The following is a 15,323-nucleotide window of genomic DNA, read 5'->3' as shown; positions in this document are numbered from 1 at the left end:
TCTGTCGCCGGGTGGGTGGGGTCATGCGTCGGGCGCGCTGCCGCCGCACCTACCGGGGTCGGCCCGACGGTGGCGGTTGCGGGACGGCGCGCCACCCGGCGACGCTCGTCGGGCAGCCGGATCTCGCCGAGCCCGATCCGGTTCTGGAGGCGTTTCATCCAGCGTGGCGCCCACCAGCAGTCGTCGCCGAGAAGCTTCATCACCGCGGGCACCAGGAACATCCGGATGACGGTGGCGTCGAGCAGCAACGCCGCCATCAGGCCGAACGCCAGGTACTTCATCATCACCAAGTCGGAGAACACGAACGACGCGGCGACGACCGCCAGGATCAACGCGGCGGCGGTGATCAGCCGGCCGGTGGTGGCCGTACCGATCCGGATCGCCTCGGTGGTCGACATTCCCGATTCGCGTGCCTCCACCATTCGGGAGACCAGGAAGACCTCGTAGTCGGTGGCCAGGCCCCAGCCGACCGCCACAACCAGGGCGATCACCACCACCATCAGTGGTGTGGGCGTGAAGTTCAGCAGGCCCGCGCCATGGCCGTCGACGAACATCCAGGTCAAGATGCCCATGGTCGAGCCGATGGTCAGCGCGCTCATGACCGCGGCCTTCAACGGCAGAACCAAAGACCCGAAGGCCAGGAACATCAGCAGGGTGGTGGTGGTCAGCAAGATCACCAGCATCAGCGGTCCCTTGTCCACCATGGCGTGGATGCTGTCCTGCTCGAGTGCCGGGGTGCCGCCCACGAGCACGGTGAGGCCCTTGGGCGTGCTCATCGCGCGCAACGCCTTGATCTTCTGCGCCGCATCGTTGCGGTTGATCAGGCCGTTCTCGATCACCCGCACCGAGGGATCCTTGGATGCGCCGGGAAGGTACGGGCGTTCCTTCCACATTTCGCTGGGGTCGTCGTCGGGCACCACAAACCCGCCGATCGACATCGCCCGGTTGCGGATGTCGGCAACCTGCTGGTCGGTGACCGGCTTGCCGGCGTCGCTCTCGATCACCAGCGTCAGCTTCTCGGTGCGGAAGCCGGGGAAGATCTCGTCGAAGTGCTCCTGGGCCACCCGCGCGGTGTTGTCCGGCGGCAGGTACTTCTCGCTCATCCCGCCGAACGACAGCTTCCCCAGCGGGATGATCAGCAGGATCATCGCCACCACGATGGGAATCGCGAATGCCAGCGGCCGCTGCATGACGTAGTTGACCAGCTTGCCCCAGAATCCGGCCTCGACCTCTTCGCGAGTCTTGGTCTTCTGGGTCTTCTCGGCGAACCAGGCGATGATGCGGTTGGAGAATTCCCATTCCCGCAGGAACGGGATGCGGTACAGGGTGCGGACGCCGAGCGCGTCGACGTTGGTGCCCAGCACGCCCAGGATGGCCGGCAGCAGGGTGATCGACAGCAGCGCGGCCAGCCCCACCGAGGCGAAGAACGCATAGGTCAGCGAATGCACGAAGCCCTGCGGAAGTACCAGCAGGCTGGCACACGACACGATGATCAGCACCGCCGAGAACACCACCGTGCGTCCCGCGGTCATCACCGAGCGCCGGACCGCTGCCTCGGTGTCATAACCCTCGGCGATCTCTTCGCGGAACCGGCTCACCACGAACAGTCCGTAGTCGATCGCGATGCCCAGGCCGATCAGCGACACCACCGGCTGGGCGAAGAAGTGCACCGGCCCGAAGTGCGTGGTGAGCTGCAGGATGCCGGTCGCCCCGGCGATGCTGAGGCCACCGACGATAACGGGCAGGCTGGCGGCGATCACCCCGCCGAACACAAAGAACAACACCACCGCCACCAGCGGCAGCGCCAGCACTTCCATCCGTTTCTGGTCGCTGGCGATGGTGCCGGTCAACGCGTTGGCGATCGGTTGCAGGCCGCCGAGCTCGACCTTGCCGCCGTCGAGTTTCTGCAGGTCGGGTTCGACCGCCTGGTAGTTCTTCAGGATCGTGTCGTCGTCGTCGCCCTTGAGCTGGATCGACGCGAAAGCATGCTTTTTCTGCGGGTCGGCCATCGAAGACAGCGCTTCGGGATTGGTGAAGTAGCCGACCCAGCTCAGAATCTCGTCGGGGTGCTCTTCCTTGACCTTGTTCAGGCCACCCTTGACCGAATCGAACCATTCCTCATCGTCGACTGTCTCGCCCTTGGGAGCGGTGAAGACGGCCACCACATGGCTGGTGCGGTCTCGTCCGTAGACCTCGTCGCCGACGATCGATGCCCGCACCGACTGGCTGCCGTCGTCGTAGAAGCCGCTCTGGGTGACGTGGTCGCCCAGACTCATCCCATAGACGCCGCCACCCAGGCAGAGCGCCACCATCACGCCGATTACGATGAACCGGTAGCGGTATACAGTTCGACCCCACCAGGCGAACACCTATACGCTCCTTACTAAAGTCTGTGGAGACATCTTTTGGACCCGCGCTTCGCTGACATTCGGGTTCTCCAGTTGTCACTCTCGTGAGTTCAGCAGTGAACTCAGCGGCCGGAACGGCTGGAGCCACGCCCCCTGTTCCGGCAGCGAATCCAAGCTGATCCGCGGCAGCCGCTCCCGAAACACACCAGGGATGTCCTCGAGGTCGACGAACTCCAAGGTATCCGAGGCTAGCGCCCAGCTCGCATGTTCGCGAAATCCGAGCACGGTGACGGCTATGCCGAGTCCGCTAAGTTCTTCCAGCGGTTCCCGGAACGCCTGACCGTCGGCGGATGCCACGGCCACGGCCACCAGTCCCTGGTCCTTGCGGAGCGCGATGTGTTCGAGCATGTCGGAATCGACATCGCTGTCCTCATCGATCTTCGGCTTGGCAAAGACTGCGAAACCCACATTACGCAACGCTTCGACCCACGGGCGGACAACGTCGGCGCTGCCCGGAGCGATGTTGGTGAACACCGTGGCCTCAGGTTCGACGCGGATCTGCGGGTGTGCCGCCGCCACCTCGGCGGTCCGCTGGAGCAACCAGCGGCCCAGGGCGTCGAAGCGGGGCCGCTCCACCCCGGTCGGGCGGCGGCCCAGGATGGCCCCCAGGCCCATGTCCAGGTTCGGGGCGTCCCACACCAGCAACACCCGCTGTGCCGGCATCTCCTCGCTGCCCGGTTCGGCTCCGGTCGGCTCGGCGGCCAGCTCGGCGGCGGTCATGGGATCCGCTCCCAGACGAACTCGTTGATCGCGCTGCCCGCCGCACGGCCTTTGGCCTCGTACTTGGTGGTGGGGCGATCGATCGAGATCGGCAATACCGCGTCCCCGGACACCCGGCGCAGGCCCGGTTCTCCGTCACCGGCCTCGGCGATCTGCAGGGCGTAGTCGGCATGATCGGTCGCCGCATGCAGCACCCCGCCGGGCCGCAACCGATCGGCGATCAGGGCCATGGTGGCCGGTTGCAGCAGCCGCCGCTTGTGGTGGCGTGCTTTGGGCCACGGGTCCGGGAAGAACACGCGCACCCCGGTCAGCGATGCCGGGGCGATCAGGTACTCCAGCACGTCGAGACCATCGCCGCGCAACAGGCGGATGTTGCCCAGCTGCTCGCGTTCGATCGCGCACAGCAGCTGTGCCAGCCCGCGCTCGTAGACCTCCACGGCCAGCACGTCCAAGTCAGGCTCGGCCTGTGCCATCGCGACGGTCGAGGTGCCGGCTCCGCAGCCGATCTCGAGCACGACCGGGGCGTCGCGGCCGAACCAGCGGCGGGGATCCAGCGGTTGAGGACGCTCGGACCCCTGCGGGGGCACGACGTCGGCGCCCAGCTCCGGCCAGAGCCGCTCCCAGGTCTGGCGTTGGCCAGCCGACAGTGCCGAGTGCCGATAGCGGACGCTGAAGTTGCGGAAACGGCGTGGAGCGGAGGCTTGGACGCCAGGGACGTCTGATGTCGTTGCGACGTCGCGCGGCGAATGCATGCAGTCCATGGTGGCCCATAGACCCGTGAGTACCCACTTCGCGGTCCACATTGATACGCAACAGTTGCCTGGCGCAGCGGTGACTCGCGGCGCGGCCGCGCAGCTGAGACCATGGCCCCGGGCCGATTGCGGGGAGGCAGGGTCGTGACACCGGGACACCAGCACTTCGCCACCGAGCTGACCGGTCTGGCCGCCCAAATCTCCGACCCCCGGCTGGCGATGCTTGCCGCCGGCATCACCGCGCCGCTGCGGGTCGCCGTGCACGGTAGGCGAGGCGTCGGTCGACGGACGGCGGCTGCGGCGCTGGCCGCCACGGGGCTGCACATCGCCGAGCAAGCCGATGCCGCCGACCTGACCGTCCATGTGGTCGCCGAGGTGGTCAAGCCGGAGGACATCGCCGCGGTGCGCGCCGCGCGCGAGCCGGTGCTGGTGGTACTGAACAAGGCTGACCTGCCGGGTCGCGGCGGGGCGGCGATGCCGATCCCGGTCGAACCCCTCTCGGCGCTCTTCGCGCTGGCGGCGCGCCCCGGCGGGCTGGACGATCCCCTGTGGGAGGCGCTGGGCCGTCTGGCATCCCGGCCTGCCGATCTGCGCTCGGCCGAGCACTTCGTGAGCTGTCCGCATCCGGTGCCGCGCGCAACGCGAGAGCGGTTGTGCGCCGGTATCGACGTGTCCGGGGTCGCGGCGCTGCTCGGCCTGGCCGGGCAGGGCGGCACCGCGGCGCAGGCGCGCGCACTGCTGGGCCGGCTCAGCAACCTCGACGGCGTTGCGGCCCGGCTGGCGGCGCTGGGTGCCGCTGTTTACCACCGGCGCATGGCGGAGGCGGTGACCCGGTTGGCGGCGATGGCCGTCGCCGACGATCGCATCGACGATTTCCTGGTTCGCGATGCGACGGTGGCCGCCCGGCTGGCGGCCGCGGCCGCCGCGGTCGCCGCGCCGGACGAACCGGTGCTGGCGCGGGCCCGTCGCTGGCAGGCCCTGCGCAGCGCGCCGGTCGGTGCCGCCCAGCGGGCGTGTGCGGCCGATATCGCCCGGGGGTCGCTACGGGCCTGGGCGGCCACCCGGGGCTCGGTGTGAGCGTCCCGGACCCGGGCCCGGCCGCCGGGGTGGATGCCCTGATCGCCGAAATCGCCCCCGGGCTGCGCCCGCCGGCGGTCCGTCGCCGCGACGTGGTGGTGGTGACCGGGCCGTGGCTGGCCGGAGTCGGCGCGATGACCGCCGCGCTTGCCGACCGGTTGCCGCAGTGGCCGGTGCGGGAGGCCGGCGATCTGGCCCCCGGGGACGTGCCCCTGGCGGTGGTGTTCGTGGTGTCGGCGGCCGCCGCGTTGACGCCGTCGGACTGTGCGTTGCTCGATACCGCGGCGGCCCACACCGACGTGGTGATCGGCGTCGTGTCCAAGATCGACGTGCACCGGCAGTGGCCGCAGATGCTGGCGGTGGCACGCGAGGTCCTCGCCGGCCACGCCGCGCGCTACCGCGATGTGGTCTGGGTGGGAGCGGCCGCCGCACCCGAGCGCGGCACCCCGCGGGTTGACGACGTGATCGCGGCACTGGCCGCCGCGCTCGGCACCGGCGATGCCCACCGGCGCAACCGGTTGCGTGCCTGGCAGTGCCAGTTGCGCGCCGACGCCGACCGCACCGACCGCGACGTACGCGCCGAAGGGCGGCGCGCTCGGGTGCAACTGGTGCGGGAGCGGCGCGAGCAGTTGGTGCGCCGGCAGCGGATCGTGAAGGCGGAGCGGGTGATCTCGCTGCGCAGCCGCTTCGCCCAGGCCCGGGTGCAGCTGTCCCAGTTCGCCGACAGGCGGTGCGCTGCGGTGCGCGGCGAACTCACCGAAGACGTCACGGGCATGACTCGACGCAGGCCGGCCGAGTTCCAGACCTATGTCGGCGACCGGATGGCCGAGGTGGCGGCCGAGGTCGACCATGCGATCGGCGACCAGGTGGCCGGCATCGCGGGGGGACTGGGGCTGGCCGAGGGTTCGTGGTCGGCGGGGGACCGCCCGCCGATGCGTGTGGCCGACCCCGGTGCGCCTCCACTGGAGTCCCGACGGCTGGAGACTCAGCTGATGACGGTGCTGGGCATCGGTTTCGGGCTGGGCACGGCGTTGACGTTGAGCCGGGTCCTCGCAGATCTGGCGCCGGGTCTGGCGGCGGTCGGGGCGGCCGGCTGTGCCGTTGCCGGACTGGCGATCGGCGGGTGGGTGGTGCGGATCCGGGGAATCCTGCGCGACCGGGCGGTGCTCGAACGCTGGGTCGGCGAGGCCGCCGGCGTGCTGCGCTGCGAGCTACGGGATCTGGTGGCCCTGCGGCTGGTGTCCGCCGAGGCGGCACTCTCGGCCGAACTGGCCGCCCGCAACGAGGCCGACGCCGCGCGCGTCGCCGGCCGGGTAGCCGAGCTGGATCGGGAACTGCGCGAGCACGCCGCCGCCGCGGCCCGGGCGGCGGCGGTCGCGGAGCGTGCGCTGCCGCAGCTGCGGCGGGCCCTGGAAAGAGTCGGCGCTGAGCTGGGAGAATCTGCGTAACCCGGTGCCGACGGCCCGGCTCGGCGCCGGCCGGATGTGGCCGCTTCGACCCGCGAAGCTATCCACGGTAATCTCTTATCTAATGACGGTATAAGAGGTGAGCAGCGGCGCGCATCTGCGGCAACGCCACCAAGTGACACAGGTTACACAGGAGAGCTCAATGACCTCAGCGACCATTCCCGGTCTGGACGCCGCCCCGACGAAACACAGCGGGTTGCTGGCCTGGGTGCGGGAGGTCGCGGAGCTCACTCAGCCCGACCGCGTGGAGTGGTCGGACGGCTCCGAAGAAGAGTGGAACCGGCTGATGGCCATGCTGGTGGAGTCCGGTGCGGCGGTCAAGCTCGACGAGGAGAAGCGCCCCAACTCCTACCTGGCACTGTCCGACCCGGCCGATGTGGCCCGGGTCGAGTCGCGGACCTACATCTGCAGCCGCACCAAGGAAGACGCCGGCCCCACGAACAACTGGGTGGACCCCGACGAGATGCGGGCCACCATGACTGAGCTGTACCGGGGCTGCATGCGCGGCCGCACCATGTACGTCATCCCGTTCTGCATGGGCCCGTTGGGTGCCGAAGACCCCAAGCTGGGCGTCGAGATCACCGACTCGCCTTACGTGGTGGCGTCGATGAAGGTGATGACCCGGATGGGCACCGCGGCGCTGGAGAAGATCGGCACCGACGGGGATTACGTCAAGGGTCTGCACTCGGTGGGTGCGCCGCTGGCCGACGGAGAGCAGGACGTGCCGTGGCCCTGCAACGCCGACAAATACATCACCCACTTCCCGGAGACCCGTGAGATCTGGAGCTACGGCTCGGGATACGGCGGCAACGCCCTGCTGGGCAAGAAGTGCTACGCACTGCGGATCGCCTCGGCGATGGCCCACGACGAGGGCTGGCTGGCCGAGCACATGCTCATCCTCAAGCTGATCTCGCCGGAGAACAAGGCCTACTACATTGCGGCCGCGTTCCCCTCGGCGTGTGGCAAGACCAACCTGGCGATGATCCAGCCGACCATCCCGGGGTGGCGCGCCGAGACCCTCGGCGACGACATCGCCTGGATGCGCTTCGGCAAGGACGGCCGGCTCTACGCGGTCAACCCCGAGTTCGGCTTCTTCGGGGTGGCGCCGGGCACCAGCCGCAGCTCCAACCCCAACGCGATGGTCACGCTGGAGGCCGGCAACACCGTCTACACCAACGTCGCCCGCACCGACGACAACGACGTCTGGTGGGAGGGCATCGACGGGGACGTCCCCGAGCACCTGATCGACTGGAAGGGCAACGACTGGTACGGGGGTAAGACCGAAACCCCTGCGGCCCACCCGAACTCGCGGTACTGCACGCCGATGTCGCAGTGCCCCATCCTGGCGCCGGAGTGGGATGACCCGGCCGGCGTGCCGATCTCGGCGATCCTGTTCGGTGCCCGCCGCAAGACCACGGTGCCGCTGGTGAGCGAGGCCCGGGACTGGCAGCACGGCGTCTTCATCGGCGCGACCATGGGCAGCGAGCAGACCGCTGCCGCCGAGGGCACGGTGGGCAAGGTTCGCCGCGACCCGATGGCCATGCTGCCGTTCATCGGCTACAACGTGGGCGACTACATGCAGCACTGGATCGACACCGGCAAGAACGCCGATGTGTCGAAGCTGCCGAAGGTGTTCTTCGTCAACTGGTTCCGTCGGGGCGAGGACGGTCGATTCCTGTGGCCGGGCTTCGGCGAGAACAGCCGGGTGCTCAAGTGGATCGTCGAGCGGGTCGAGGGCAACGCCGGCGGCCGGGAGACCCCGATCGGTACCGTGCCGAGCGCCGCCGACCTGGATCTGGACGGACTGGACGTCTCGGCCGCCGACGTGGACCAGGCGCTGATCGTCGACGCCGACGAGTGGCGCGCAGAGCTGCCGCTGATCGAGGAGTGGTTCGAGTTCGTCGGCGACAAGCTGCCGACCGGCCTGCGTGACGAGTTCGACGCCCTCAAGCAGCGCCTGGGCTAGCAGGCCTTCTCTCTACGCACAGCAACCGCACTCGGGGACTCCCCGGGTGCGGTTCTGTTTGGCGCGCCTGCGTCAGGAGGGCACCACTTGACAGCCGTCAAGTTTGGTCCCAGTACAGTCAGCCCATGCAGATTCGCGAACATGTCGATGCCGACAACCCGGCCATCATCCTGCACCCCTCGGGAACCGTCGTCAGTTTCGGTGAGCTGGAAGCCCGGGCAAACAGACTGGCGCACTTCTTCCGGGCCGCAGGTCTGGTCGAGGGCGATGTCGTGGCGATCCTCATGGAGAACAACGAGCACATCCATGCCGCGATGTGGGGCGCGCGGCGCAGCGGTCTGTACTACGTACCGATCAACACCCACCTGACTGCCGCCGAAGCCGCCTACATCATCGACAACAGCAACGCCAAGGCGATCATCGGCTCGGCCGCGCTGCGCGAGACCTGCGCGAACCTCGCCGAGAACCTGCCGGCCGGCCTGCCCGATCTGCTGCTCATCGCTGATGGCGACCTGGACGGCTGGCAGAGTTACCCGCAATGCGTTGCCGACCAACCGGCCACCCCCATCGACGACGAGATCGAGGGCGATCTGCTGCAGTACTCCTCGGGCACCACCGGCCGCCCGAAGGGCATCAAACGTCCGCTGCCGCACCTGCCCCCGGCCGAGGTGCCGGGACTGATGGCCATGCTGGTCTCGGTGTGGATGGGCCCGGGCTCGGTCTACCTGAGCCCCGCGCCGCTGTATCACACCGCGCCCTCGGTGTGGTCGATGCAGGTGCAGGCGGCCGGCCTGACCACCGTCGTCATGGAGAAATTCGACGCCGAGTCCGCGCTCGACGCCATCCAGCGCTACGGGGTCACCCACGCCCAGTTCGTGCCCGCACACTTCACCCGGATGCTGAAACTGCCTGCCGACGTGCGTGCTTCATACGACGTGTCCAGCCTCAAGCGGGTCATGCACGCTGCCGCGCCGTGCCCGGTGGAGATCAAGCAGCAGATGATCGACTGGTGGGGACCGATCGTCGATGAGTACTACGCCTCGTCGGAAGCGCACGGCTCCACGCTCATCAGCGCCGAGGAGTGGCTGAAGCACCCCGGATCGGTCGGCAAAGCCATGTTCGGTGCGGTGCACATCCTCGACGAGGACGGCAATGAGCTGCCCGCCGGCCAGCCGGGCGAGATCTATTTCGAGGGCGGCAACGCCTTCGAATACCTCAACGATCCGGACAAGACCGCCAAGTCCCGGCATCCCCAGGGCTGGACCACGGTCGGCGACGTCGGCTACCTCGACGACGAGGGTTACCTCTACCTCACCGACCGTCGCCACCACATGATCATCTCCGGCGGCGTGAACATCTACCCGCAGGAAGCCGAAAACCTGTTGATCACCCACCCCAAGGTGCTCGACGCCGCCGTATTCGGGATCCCCGACGACGAGATGGGTCAGAGCGTGAAAGCGGCGGTACAGACCGTCGACCCCGCCGACGCCACACCGGAGTTCGCCGCGGAACTGCTGGCGTGGGTACGGGACCGGTTGGCGCACTACAAGTGTCCGCGATCGATCGCGTTCGAGGAGCAGTTGCCGCGCACCGACACGGGCAAGCTCTACAAGAACGAACTGGTGGCCAAGTACTCGGCGTAGCGAGCCGGGCCCGCGGACGGGCTAAATCCCGCCGCGGGCCACCAGCTGCGCCGCGATCACGTTGCGCTGGATCTCGTTGGTGCCCTCACCGACGATCATCAGCGGCGCATCGCGGAAGTAGCGTTCCACGTCGTATTCGGTCGAATATCCGTACCCGCCGTGGATGCGCACCGCGTTGAGCGCGATCTCCATGGCCGCCTCCGAGGCGAACAACTTGGCCATGCCGGCCTCCATGTCGCAGCGCTGACCACTGTCATAGCGTTCGGCGGCATACCGGGTGAGCTGGCGGGCCGCGGTCAGCTTGGTGGCCATCTCGGCCAGGTAGTTGCCCACACTCTGGTGCTTCCAGATCGGCTGGCCGAAGCTCTCCCGCTGCTGTGCGTAGGCCAGGGCGTCTTCGAGTGCGGCGGTCGCCACCCCCAGCGCTCGGGAAGCCACCTGGATGCGACCGGTCTCCAGGCCTTTCATCATCTGGGCGAAGCCGCTGCCGGGTGTCCCGCCGAGCACCGCGGTCGCCGGCACCCGGCAGCCGTCGAAGCTCAGTTCGCAGCTCTCCACGCCCTTGTAGCCCAGCTTCGGCAGATCCCGGGAGATCGTCAGCCCGGCGGTGGGGTTGTCCACCAGCACCACGGAGATACCCCGGTGCTTGGGCTCGGCCTTGGGATCGGTCTTGGCCAGCAGGGCGATCAATCCGGAGTACCGGGCGTTGGAGATCCAGGTCTTGGCACCGTTGATCACCAGATCGTCACCGGCCGGCAGGGCCGTAGTCGTCATGTTCTGCAGGTCGCTGCCGCCGCCGGGCTCGGTCAGGGCCATGGTGGCCCGCAGTGCCCCGGTGGCCATGGCGGGCAGATAGCGCTGCTTCTGCTCCTCGGTGCCGAACAGGGTCAGCAGCTTGGCGACCACGGTGTGGCCGCCCATCGCCCCGGCCAGGCTCATCCAGCCGCGCGCCAGCTCCTGCGTGACGAGCACGTAGCACGGCATCGACACCGGTGTGCCGCCGTACTCCTCGGGAACCGCGAGACCGTAGATGCCGAGATGCTTCATCTGCTCGATCCACGCCTGCGGGTAGGTGTTGGCGTGCTCCACGTCGCGGACGCTCGGCTTGACCTCGCGGTCGATGAACTGCCGGACGGTTTCGACCAAGATCGACTCTTCAGGGGTCACCGCTACACCGTATGTCAGGATTTTCCCATGACCAGCGGCCCCTACTTCGATGATCTTCAGGTCGGCCAGGTGTTCGACGCGGCACCGGCGATGACGCTGACGGCCGGTGCTGCGGCGCTGCATCAGGCGATTCTCGGCGACCGGCTGCGGCTGCCGCTGGACGCCGAGTTGTCGCGGGCGGTGACCGGGGCGACGACCCCGCTGGCCCACCCCGGGCTGGTCTGCGATGTCGCGATCGGGCAGTCCACCCTGGTCACCCGGCGGGTCAAGGCCAACCTCTTCTACCGCGGCCTGGCCTTCTTCCGGTATCCGGTGATCGGAGATACACTGTTCACCCGCACCGAAGTCGTTGGCCTGAAGCAGAATTCGGCCAAACCCGGGCGGGAGGCGACCGGGCTGGTGGCGCTGCGGGTCACCACCATCGACCAGGTGGACCGGCTGGTTCTCGACTTCTACCGCTGCGCGATGCTGCCGCTGTCGCCCGAAGCCCCCGACACCGGGCACCGCGACGACCTGTCCGCCGTGGGCGCGGGGCTCGCAGCGCCGCCGGATGTGACCGCGGACTGGTCCGCGGCGGAGTATCGCCAGCGGGTCCCGGGGCCGCACTTCGACCCGGGTCTGGCCGGTACGGTGCTGACCAGCACCGGCGACGTCGTCTCATCGGCCCCGGAGCTGGCCCGCCTGACCCTCAACATCGCCGCCACCCACCATGATTCGCGGGTCGCCGGCCAGCGGCTGGTCTATGGCGGTCACACCATCGGACTGGCGCTGGCGCAGGCGTCGCGGCTGCTGCCCAACCTGGTCACCGTGCTGGGCTGGCACTCGTGCGATCACACCGCGCCGGTGCACGAAGGCGACACCCTCTACAGCGAACTGCACGTCGAATCCGCCTGCGACAATCTCCTCGAGCTGCGGTCGCTGGTCTACGCCGCCGGTGAACCGGATCGCCAGGTGCTGGACTGGCGGTTTTCCGCGTTGCTGTTCTGAGCCAGGTTAGTGCGGCAGGTCCCGGAACGGGGCGTCGCGGTAGGGGTCGGGCTCCTTGGGCAGGCCCAGCACCCGCTCGCCGATGATGTTGCGCTGGATCTGGTCGGTGCCGCCGCCGATCGAGGTGAAGTAGGCGTTGAGGGCCCGGAACGTCACCGCGTCGCCGACCGGATTCTCCGGACCGCTGAGCATCGACTCGACACCGACGATCTCGGTCTGCACCCGGGCCGTCTCGTGCAGGATGCGCGACATCGCGATCTTGCCGAGCGCAAGCAGGGTCGCCGACTCAGCGAAGTCCTTGCTGGTCTTGGCGCGCTGGTTGTTCCACCGGTTCACCGTCGTCAGCGCCTGTATGCGGGCGATCTCCTGACGAATATGCGAGTCCGCAAGGCAACCGGCATCGCGCGCCAAGTCGACCAAGCCACTGGACTTCTCTTTGCTCCGAGCGGTACGCGCGACGTCGCCCATCAGCCGGCGCTCGTAGCCCAGCGCCACCTGCAGCACCGACCACCCCTCGCCCGGTTCGCCGATCCGGTTGGCGTCGGGGACCCTGGCGTCGGTCAGGAAGACCTCGTTGAACTCCGACTCGCCGGTGATCTGGTGGATCGGCCGGACCTCCACGCCGGGCTGGCGCATCGGCAGCATGAAAAAGGTGAGCCCATTGTGCTTCGGCACATCCGGGTCGGTGCGCGCCACCAGCATGCCGTAGTCGGCGGTGGTGGCAAAGGACGTCCACACCTTCTGGCCGTTGACGATCCAGTCGTCGCCGTCGCGCTCGGCGCGGGTACGCAGGCCGGCCAGGTCAGAGCCGGCGCCGGGCTCGCTGTAGAGCAGGCACCATTTGCTCTCCCCGCGCAGCGCCGGGGGCAGCAGCCGACGCTTCTGCTCGTCGGTGCCGCGGTCGTGCACCGTGCAGGCGAACAAGTCGGTGCGGTCACGCCCGCTGCCCGGTGCCCCCGCAGCAGCGAATTCTGCGGCCACCAAACGAGACTGACGGTCGGTCAATCCGCGGCCGTACCACTCGGGCTCCCAGCTCGGGGCGGTCCAGCTCGCCGCGAGAATCGCCTCCGCGAACGTGGCACGGTCGGTGCCCGGCGACCAGTTGGCCGCCAACCACTCCCGGACTTCCTGGCGCAGGGCATCGTCGTCTCGAGCGTCGGGACGCGTCATCTCAGGCTCCGATCTCTTGCAGGTAACGCTCCCGGTGCCAGGAGGGGCTGCCGAAAAGCTGTGCATCACTGCGCGCCCGGCGCAGATACCGATGCGCGGGGTGCTCCCAGGTGAATCCGATACCGCCGTGCACCTGAATGTTGGTGGCACCCACGTAGACGAAGGCATCCGAACAATAGGCCTGAGCCAGTGCGAGCTCAGCGGTCCAGCCCGGCGCTTCCTGGGCGCCGGCCGCGGCCACATGGCGGGCTGCCGACACCGCAGATTCAGCCTCGAGCAACATGTCGGCGCACATGTGCTTGACGGCCTGGAAGCTGCCGATGGCGCGGCCGAACTGGAAGCGGGTCTTGGCGTAGTCGCGGGCCATCTCCATCGCGGCCCGGGCAGCGCCGGCCTGCTCGCCCAGCAGCGCCACCGCCGAGCGATCCAGCGCTGCGGTCAAAGCGGCGACTCCCTGACCAGCCGGGCCCACCAGCGTCGCCGGGGCCTCGTCGAACCGGACGCGACACAGCCGGCGGGACAGATCGACCGTGGTCAGCGGTTCCACCGTGACGCCCGGGCCGGCCGGGTCGACGGCGAAGATCGCGGGGCCTTCCTCGGAGTCGGCCAGCACGTAGAGCCGCTGGGCGGTGTCGGCGTCGAGGGAGAACCGTTTCTCGCCGGAAACCACCGGCGCCGCCCCGCCGCGGGCCGTGGTGGCCGGCTTCTCGGGGGGCCGGGTGGAGTTGCCCTCGGTGAAGGCGACCGCGACTCGGGTGCGGCCGGCGGCGATCTCCGGCAGCACCGCCTCGCACTCCTGCCGGTCGTCGAGCGCCAGCAGCAGGTTGACTCCAAGCACCGCCGTGGACAGGTACGGGCCAGGGAAAAGGACGCGGCCGAGCTCCTCGGCAACCACGCCCACCTCGATCAGTCCGGCCCCGGCGCCGCCGTACTGCTCGGGCACCAGCAGACCGAGCAGGCCCATCTGAGCCAGCTCGCTCCAGACGTCATCGTCGGGTGAGCGTTTGGCCATCAGCTCTGCGACCGCGGTGCGCAGCGCACGCAGTTCGTCCCGGGTGGGTGCAGGCACTTCTCAGCCTTTCTCGTAGGCGTCGCGCAAGCTCGCGCATTGGCTGGCAAAGAACTTCTGCGAGACCGGCGCCTTGGGCATCAACAGGTCGAAACCGTGGAATGCGCCGGACACCGTCTCGACGTCGCAGGGCACCCCGGCTTGCTGCAGTCGCCCAGCGTAGGCCAGGTCCTCGTCATAGAACAGATCCAGGGTGCCCACCCCGATCCAGGCCGGTGCCAGGCCGCTCAGGTCGGCCCGCCGTGCCGGCACCGCGACGCGCGGATCCGCGTCGCCCAGATACGCGGTCCAGGCCAACAGGTTGCTCCGCGGATTCCACAGGCGGTAACTCCGATTGGCCGGCAGTGCCGCGCTGCGATCGTCCAGCATCGGGTACGCCAGCAGCTGCAGCACGGGGGAGACGTCGCCGCGGTCGGCGGCCAGCTGCGCCAGCGCCGCAGCCAGCCCGCCGCCGGCACTGGCGCCGCCGATAGCGATCCGGGCCGGATCGACCCCGGGCAGCTCAGCGAGCCGGGTCAATGCGGCCCAGCAGTCCTCCAACGCGGCGGGATAGGGGTTCTGCGGCGCCAGTCGGTAATCCACTGACGCGACCGTGGCACCCAGTTCGGCGCTGAACCTGCGGCAGAGCCGGTCATCCTGGGCGGCCGTGCCGATGACGTAGCCGCCACCGTGGATCCACAGCAGTGCCGGTGCGGGATCGGCAGGCCGATTCGGCGGCCGAAAGATCCGGATGCTGGCGCCCGCGGGCAGGCCCACGACCTCGACGTCGCGGGGAGTGTGCCGGCCCTGCAACCCGGTGAGCGCCTTCAGCACCGGCAGCGTTCGACGCCCGAGTCCGCCTCGCGGAAGGAATCGGGCAGTTCTGCGCAGATCTGGATGGAACCCGCTGCTTACCATC

Annotated in this window: 12 protein-coding genes; 5 read left to right on the top strand and 7 right to left on the bottom strand. The window is 68.9% G+C overall.

Features of this window, described 5'->3' with window-relative positions; all coding sequences use genetic code 11:
* From mmpL3 to trmB, 3 genes are all read right to left on the bottom strand, one after another.
* On the bottom strand, positions 1 to 2,369 hold a 2,369-nt coding region (gene mmpL3, locus AWC02_RS00500), incomplete at its 3' end, for a trehalose monomycolate exporter MmpL3 (RefSeq protein ID WP_085126250.1).
* Positions 2,370 to 2,444: 75 nt separating this feature from the next.
* Entirely contained in the window at positions 2,445 to 3,128 is a 684-nt protein-coding gene (locus tag AWC02_RS00495) for an NYN domain-containing protein (protein WP_085126222.1), read from the bottom strand.
* Complete coding sequence (gene trmB, locus AWC02_RS00490) at positions 3,125 to 3,880, bottom strand: tRNA (guanosine(46)-N7)-methyltransferase TrmB (RefSeq protein WP_085126248.1); 756 nt, start codon at positions 3,878 to 3,880, stop codon at positions 3,125 to 3,127. The genes AWC02_RS00495 and trmB overlap by 4 nt, the downstream gene beginning before the upstream one ends.
* Before the next feature lie 144 nt (positions 3,881 to 4,024).
* Between trmB and AWC02_RS00485 the strand changes: the two genes are divergently transcribed.
* The 4 genes from AWC02_RS00485 to fadD4 all read left to right on the top strand — a co-directional run bounded on the left by AWC02_RS00485 (position 4,025) and on the right by fadD4 (position 10,032).
* On the top strand, positions 4,025 to 4,957 hold the full coding sequence (locus tag AWC02_RS00485) for a hypothetical protein (protein WP_237160259.1): 933 nt from the start codon (positions 4,025 to 4,027) through the stop codon (positions 4,955 to 4,957).
* Positions 4,954 to 6,405 carry a hypothetical protein gene (locus AWC02_RS00480; RefSeq protein WP_085126220.1) on the top strand — a complete coding sequence of 484 codons (1,452 nt, stop codon included), beginning with the start codon at positions 4,954 to 4,956 and terminating at the stop codon, positions 6,403 to 6,405. The genes AWC02_RS00485 and AWC02_RS00480 overlap by 4 nt, the downstream gene beginning before the upstream one ends.
* 160 nt (positions 6,406 to 6,565) lie before the next feature.
* A complete protein-coding gene (locus AWC02_RS00475; RefSeq protein WP_085126218.1) occupies positions 6,566 to 8,389 on the top strand; it encodes a phosphoenolpyruvate carboxykinase (GTP) in 1,824 nt (607 codons plus the stop codon).
* A gap of 125 nt (positions 8,390 to 8,514) precedes the next feature.
* A complete protein-coding gene (gene fadD4, locus AWC02_RS00470; RefSeq protein ID WP_085126216.1) occupies positions 8,515 to 10,032 on the top strand; it encodes a fatty-acid--CoA ligase FadD4 in 1,518 nt (505 codons plus the stop codon).
* Between the two features lie 21 nt (positions 10,033 to 10,053).
* Here the strand turns inward: fadD4 and AWC02_RS00465 are convergent, their stop codons facing one another.
* A complete protein-coding gene (locus tag AWC02_RS00465; RefSeq protein ID WP_109560793.1) occupies positions 10,054 to 11,199 on the bottom strand; it encodes an acyl-CoA dehydrogenase family protein in 1,146 nt (381 codons plus the stop codon).
* 27 nt (positions 11,200 to 11,226) lie between these two features.
* On the opposite strand from AWC02_RS00465, the gene AWC02_RS00460 reads away from it, so the two are divergent.
* Positions 11,227 to 12,186: a MaoC family dehydratase gene (locus tag AWC02_RS00460; protein ID WP_085126214.1), complete on the top strand. Its 960-nt coding sequence runs from the start codon at positions 11,227 to 11,229 to the stop codon at positions 12,184 to 12,186.
* A 6-nt stretch (positions 12,187 to 12,192) separates the two neighbouring features.
* Here the strand turns inward: AWC02_RS00460 and AWC02_RS00455 are convergent, their stop codons facing one another.
* Genes AWC02_RS00455 through AWC02_RS00445 form a run of 3 tightly spaced genes read right to left on the bottom strand, consistent with a single transcriptional unit; the run spans position 12,193 to position 15,322 of the window.
* On the bottom strand, positions 12,193 to 13,356 hold the full coding sequence (locus AWC02_RS00455; RefSeq protein ID WP_085126212.1) for an acyl-CoA dehydrogenase family protein: 1,164 nt from the start codon (positions 13,354 to 13,356) through the stop codon (positions 12,193 to 12,195).
* Between the two features lies 1 nt (position 13,357).
* Positions 13,358 to 14,425, bottom strand: a complete 1,068-nt coding sequence (locus AWC02_RS00450; RefSeq protein ID WP_237160258.1) for an acyl-CoA dehydrogenase family protein — start codon at positions 14,423 to 14,425, stop codon at positions 13,358 to 13,360.
* 3 nt (positions 14,426 to 14,428) lie between these two features.
* Positions 14,429 to 15,322 (bottom strand): alpha/beta hydrolase, encoded by an 894-nt coding sequence (locus tag AWC02_RS00445; protein ID WP_085126210.1) that lies wholly within the window; start codon positions 15,320 to 15,322, stop codon positions 14,429 to 14,431.
* Between the last annotated feature and the right edge of the window lies 1 nt (position 15,323).

The organism is Mycolicibacter engbaekii (genome assembly GCF_002101585.1).
GTDB lineage: Bacteria > Actinomycetota > Actinomycetes > Mycobacteriales > Mycobacteriaceae > Mycobacterium > Mycobacterium engbaekii.
The sequence above is the reverse complement of the archived record's forward strand: the minus strand, read 5'-3'. Positions and strand labels throughout refer to the sequence as shown.

What these genes read in the sequence shown, in the direction of transcription:
- AWC02_RS00445 (WP_085126210.1), bottom strand. Translation starts at nt 15,322, where the DNA reads ATGGTAAGCAGCGGGTTCCATCCAGATCTGCGCAGAACTGCCCGATTC.
- AWC02_RS00495 (WP_085126222.1), bottom strand. Translation starts at nt 3,128, where the DNA reads ATGACCGCCGCCGAGCTGGCCGCCGAGCCGACCGGAGCCGAACCGGGC.
- AWC02_RS00460 (WP_085126214.1), top strand. Translation starts at nt 11,227, where the DNA reads ATGACCAGCGGCCCCTACTTCGATGATCTTCAGGTCGGCCAGGTGTTC.
- AWC02_RS00455 (WP_085126212.1), bottom strand. Translation starts at nt 13,356, where the DNA reads ATGACGCGTCCCGACGCTCGAGACGACGATGCCCTGCGCCAGGAAGTC.
- fadD4 (WP_085126216.1), top strand. Translation starts at nt 8,515, where the DNA reads ATGCAGATTCGCGAACATGTCGATGCCGACAACCCGGCCATCATCCTG.
- trmB (WP_085126248.1), bottom strand. Translation starts at nt 3,880, where the DNA reads ATGCATTCGCCGCGCGACGTCGCAACGACATCAGACGTCCCTGGCGTC.
- AWC02_RS00475 (WP_085126218.1), top strand. Translation starts at nt 6,566, where the DNA reads ATGACCTCAGCGACCATTCCCGGTCTGGACGCCGCCCCGACGAAACAC.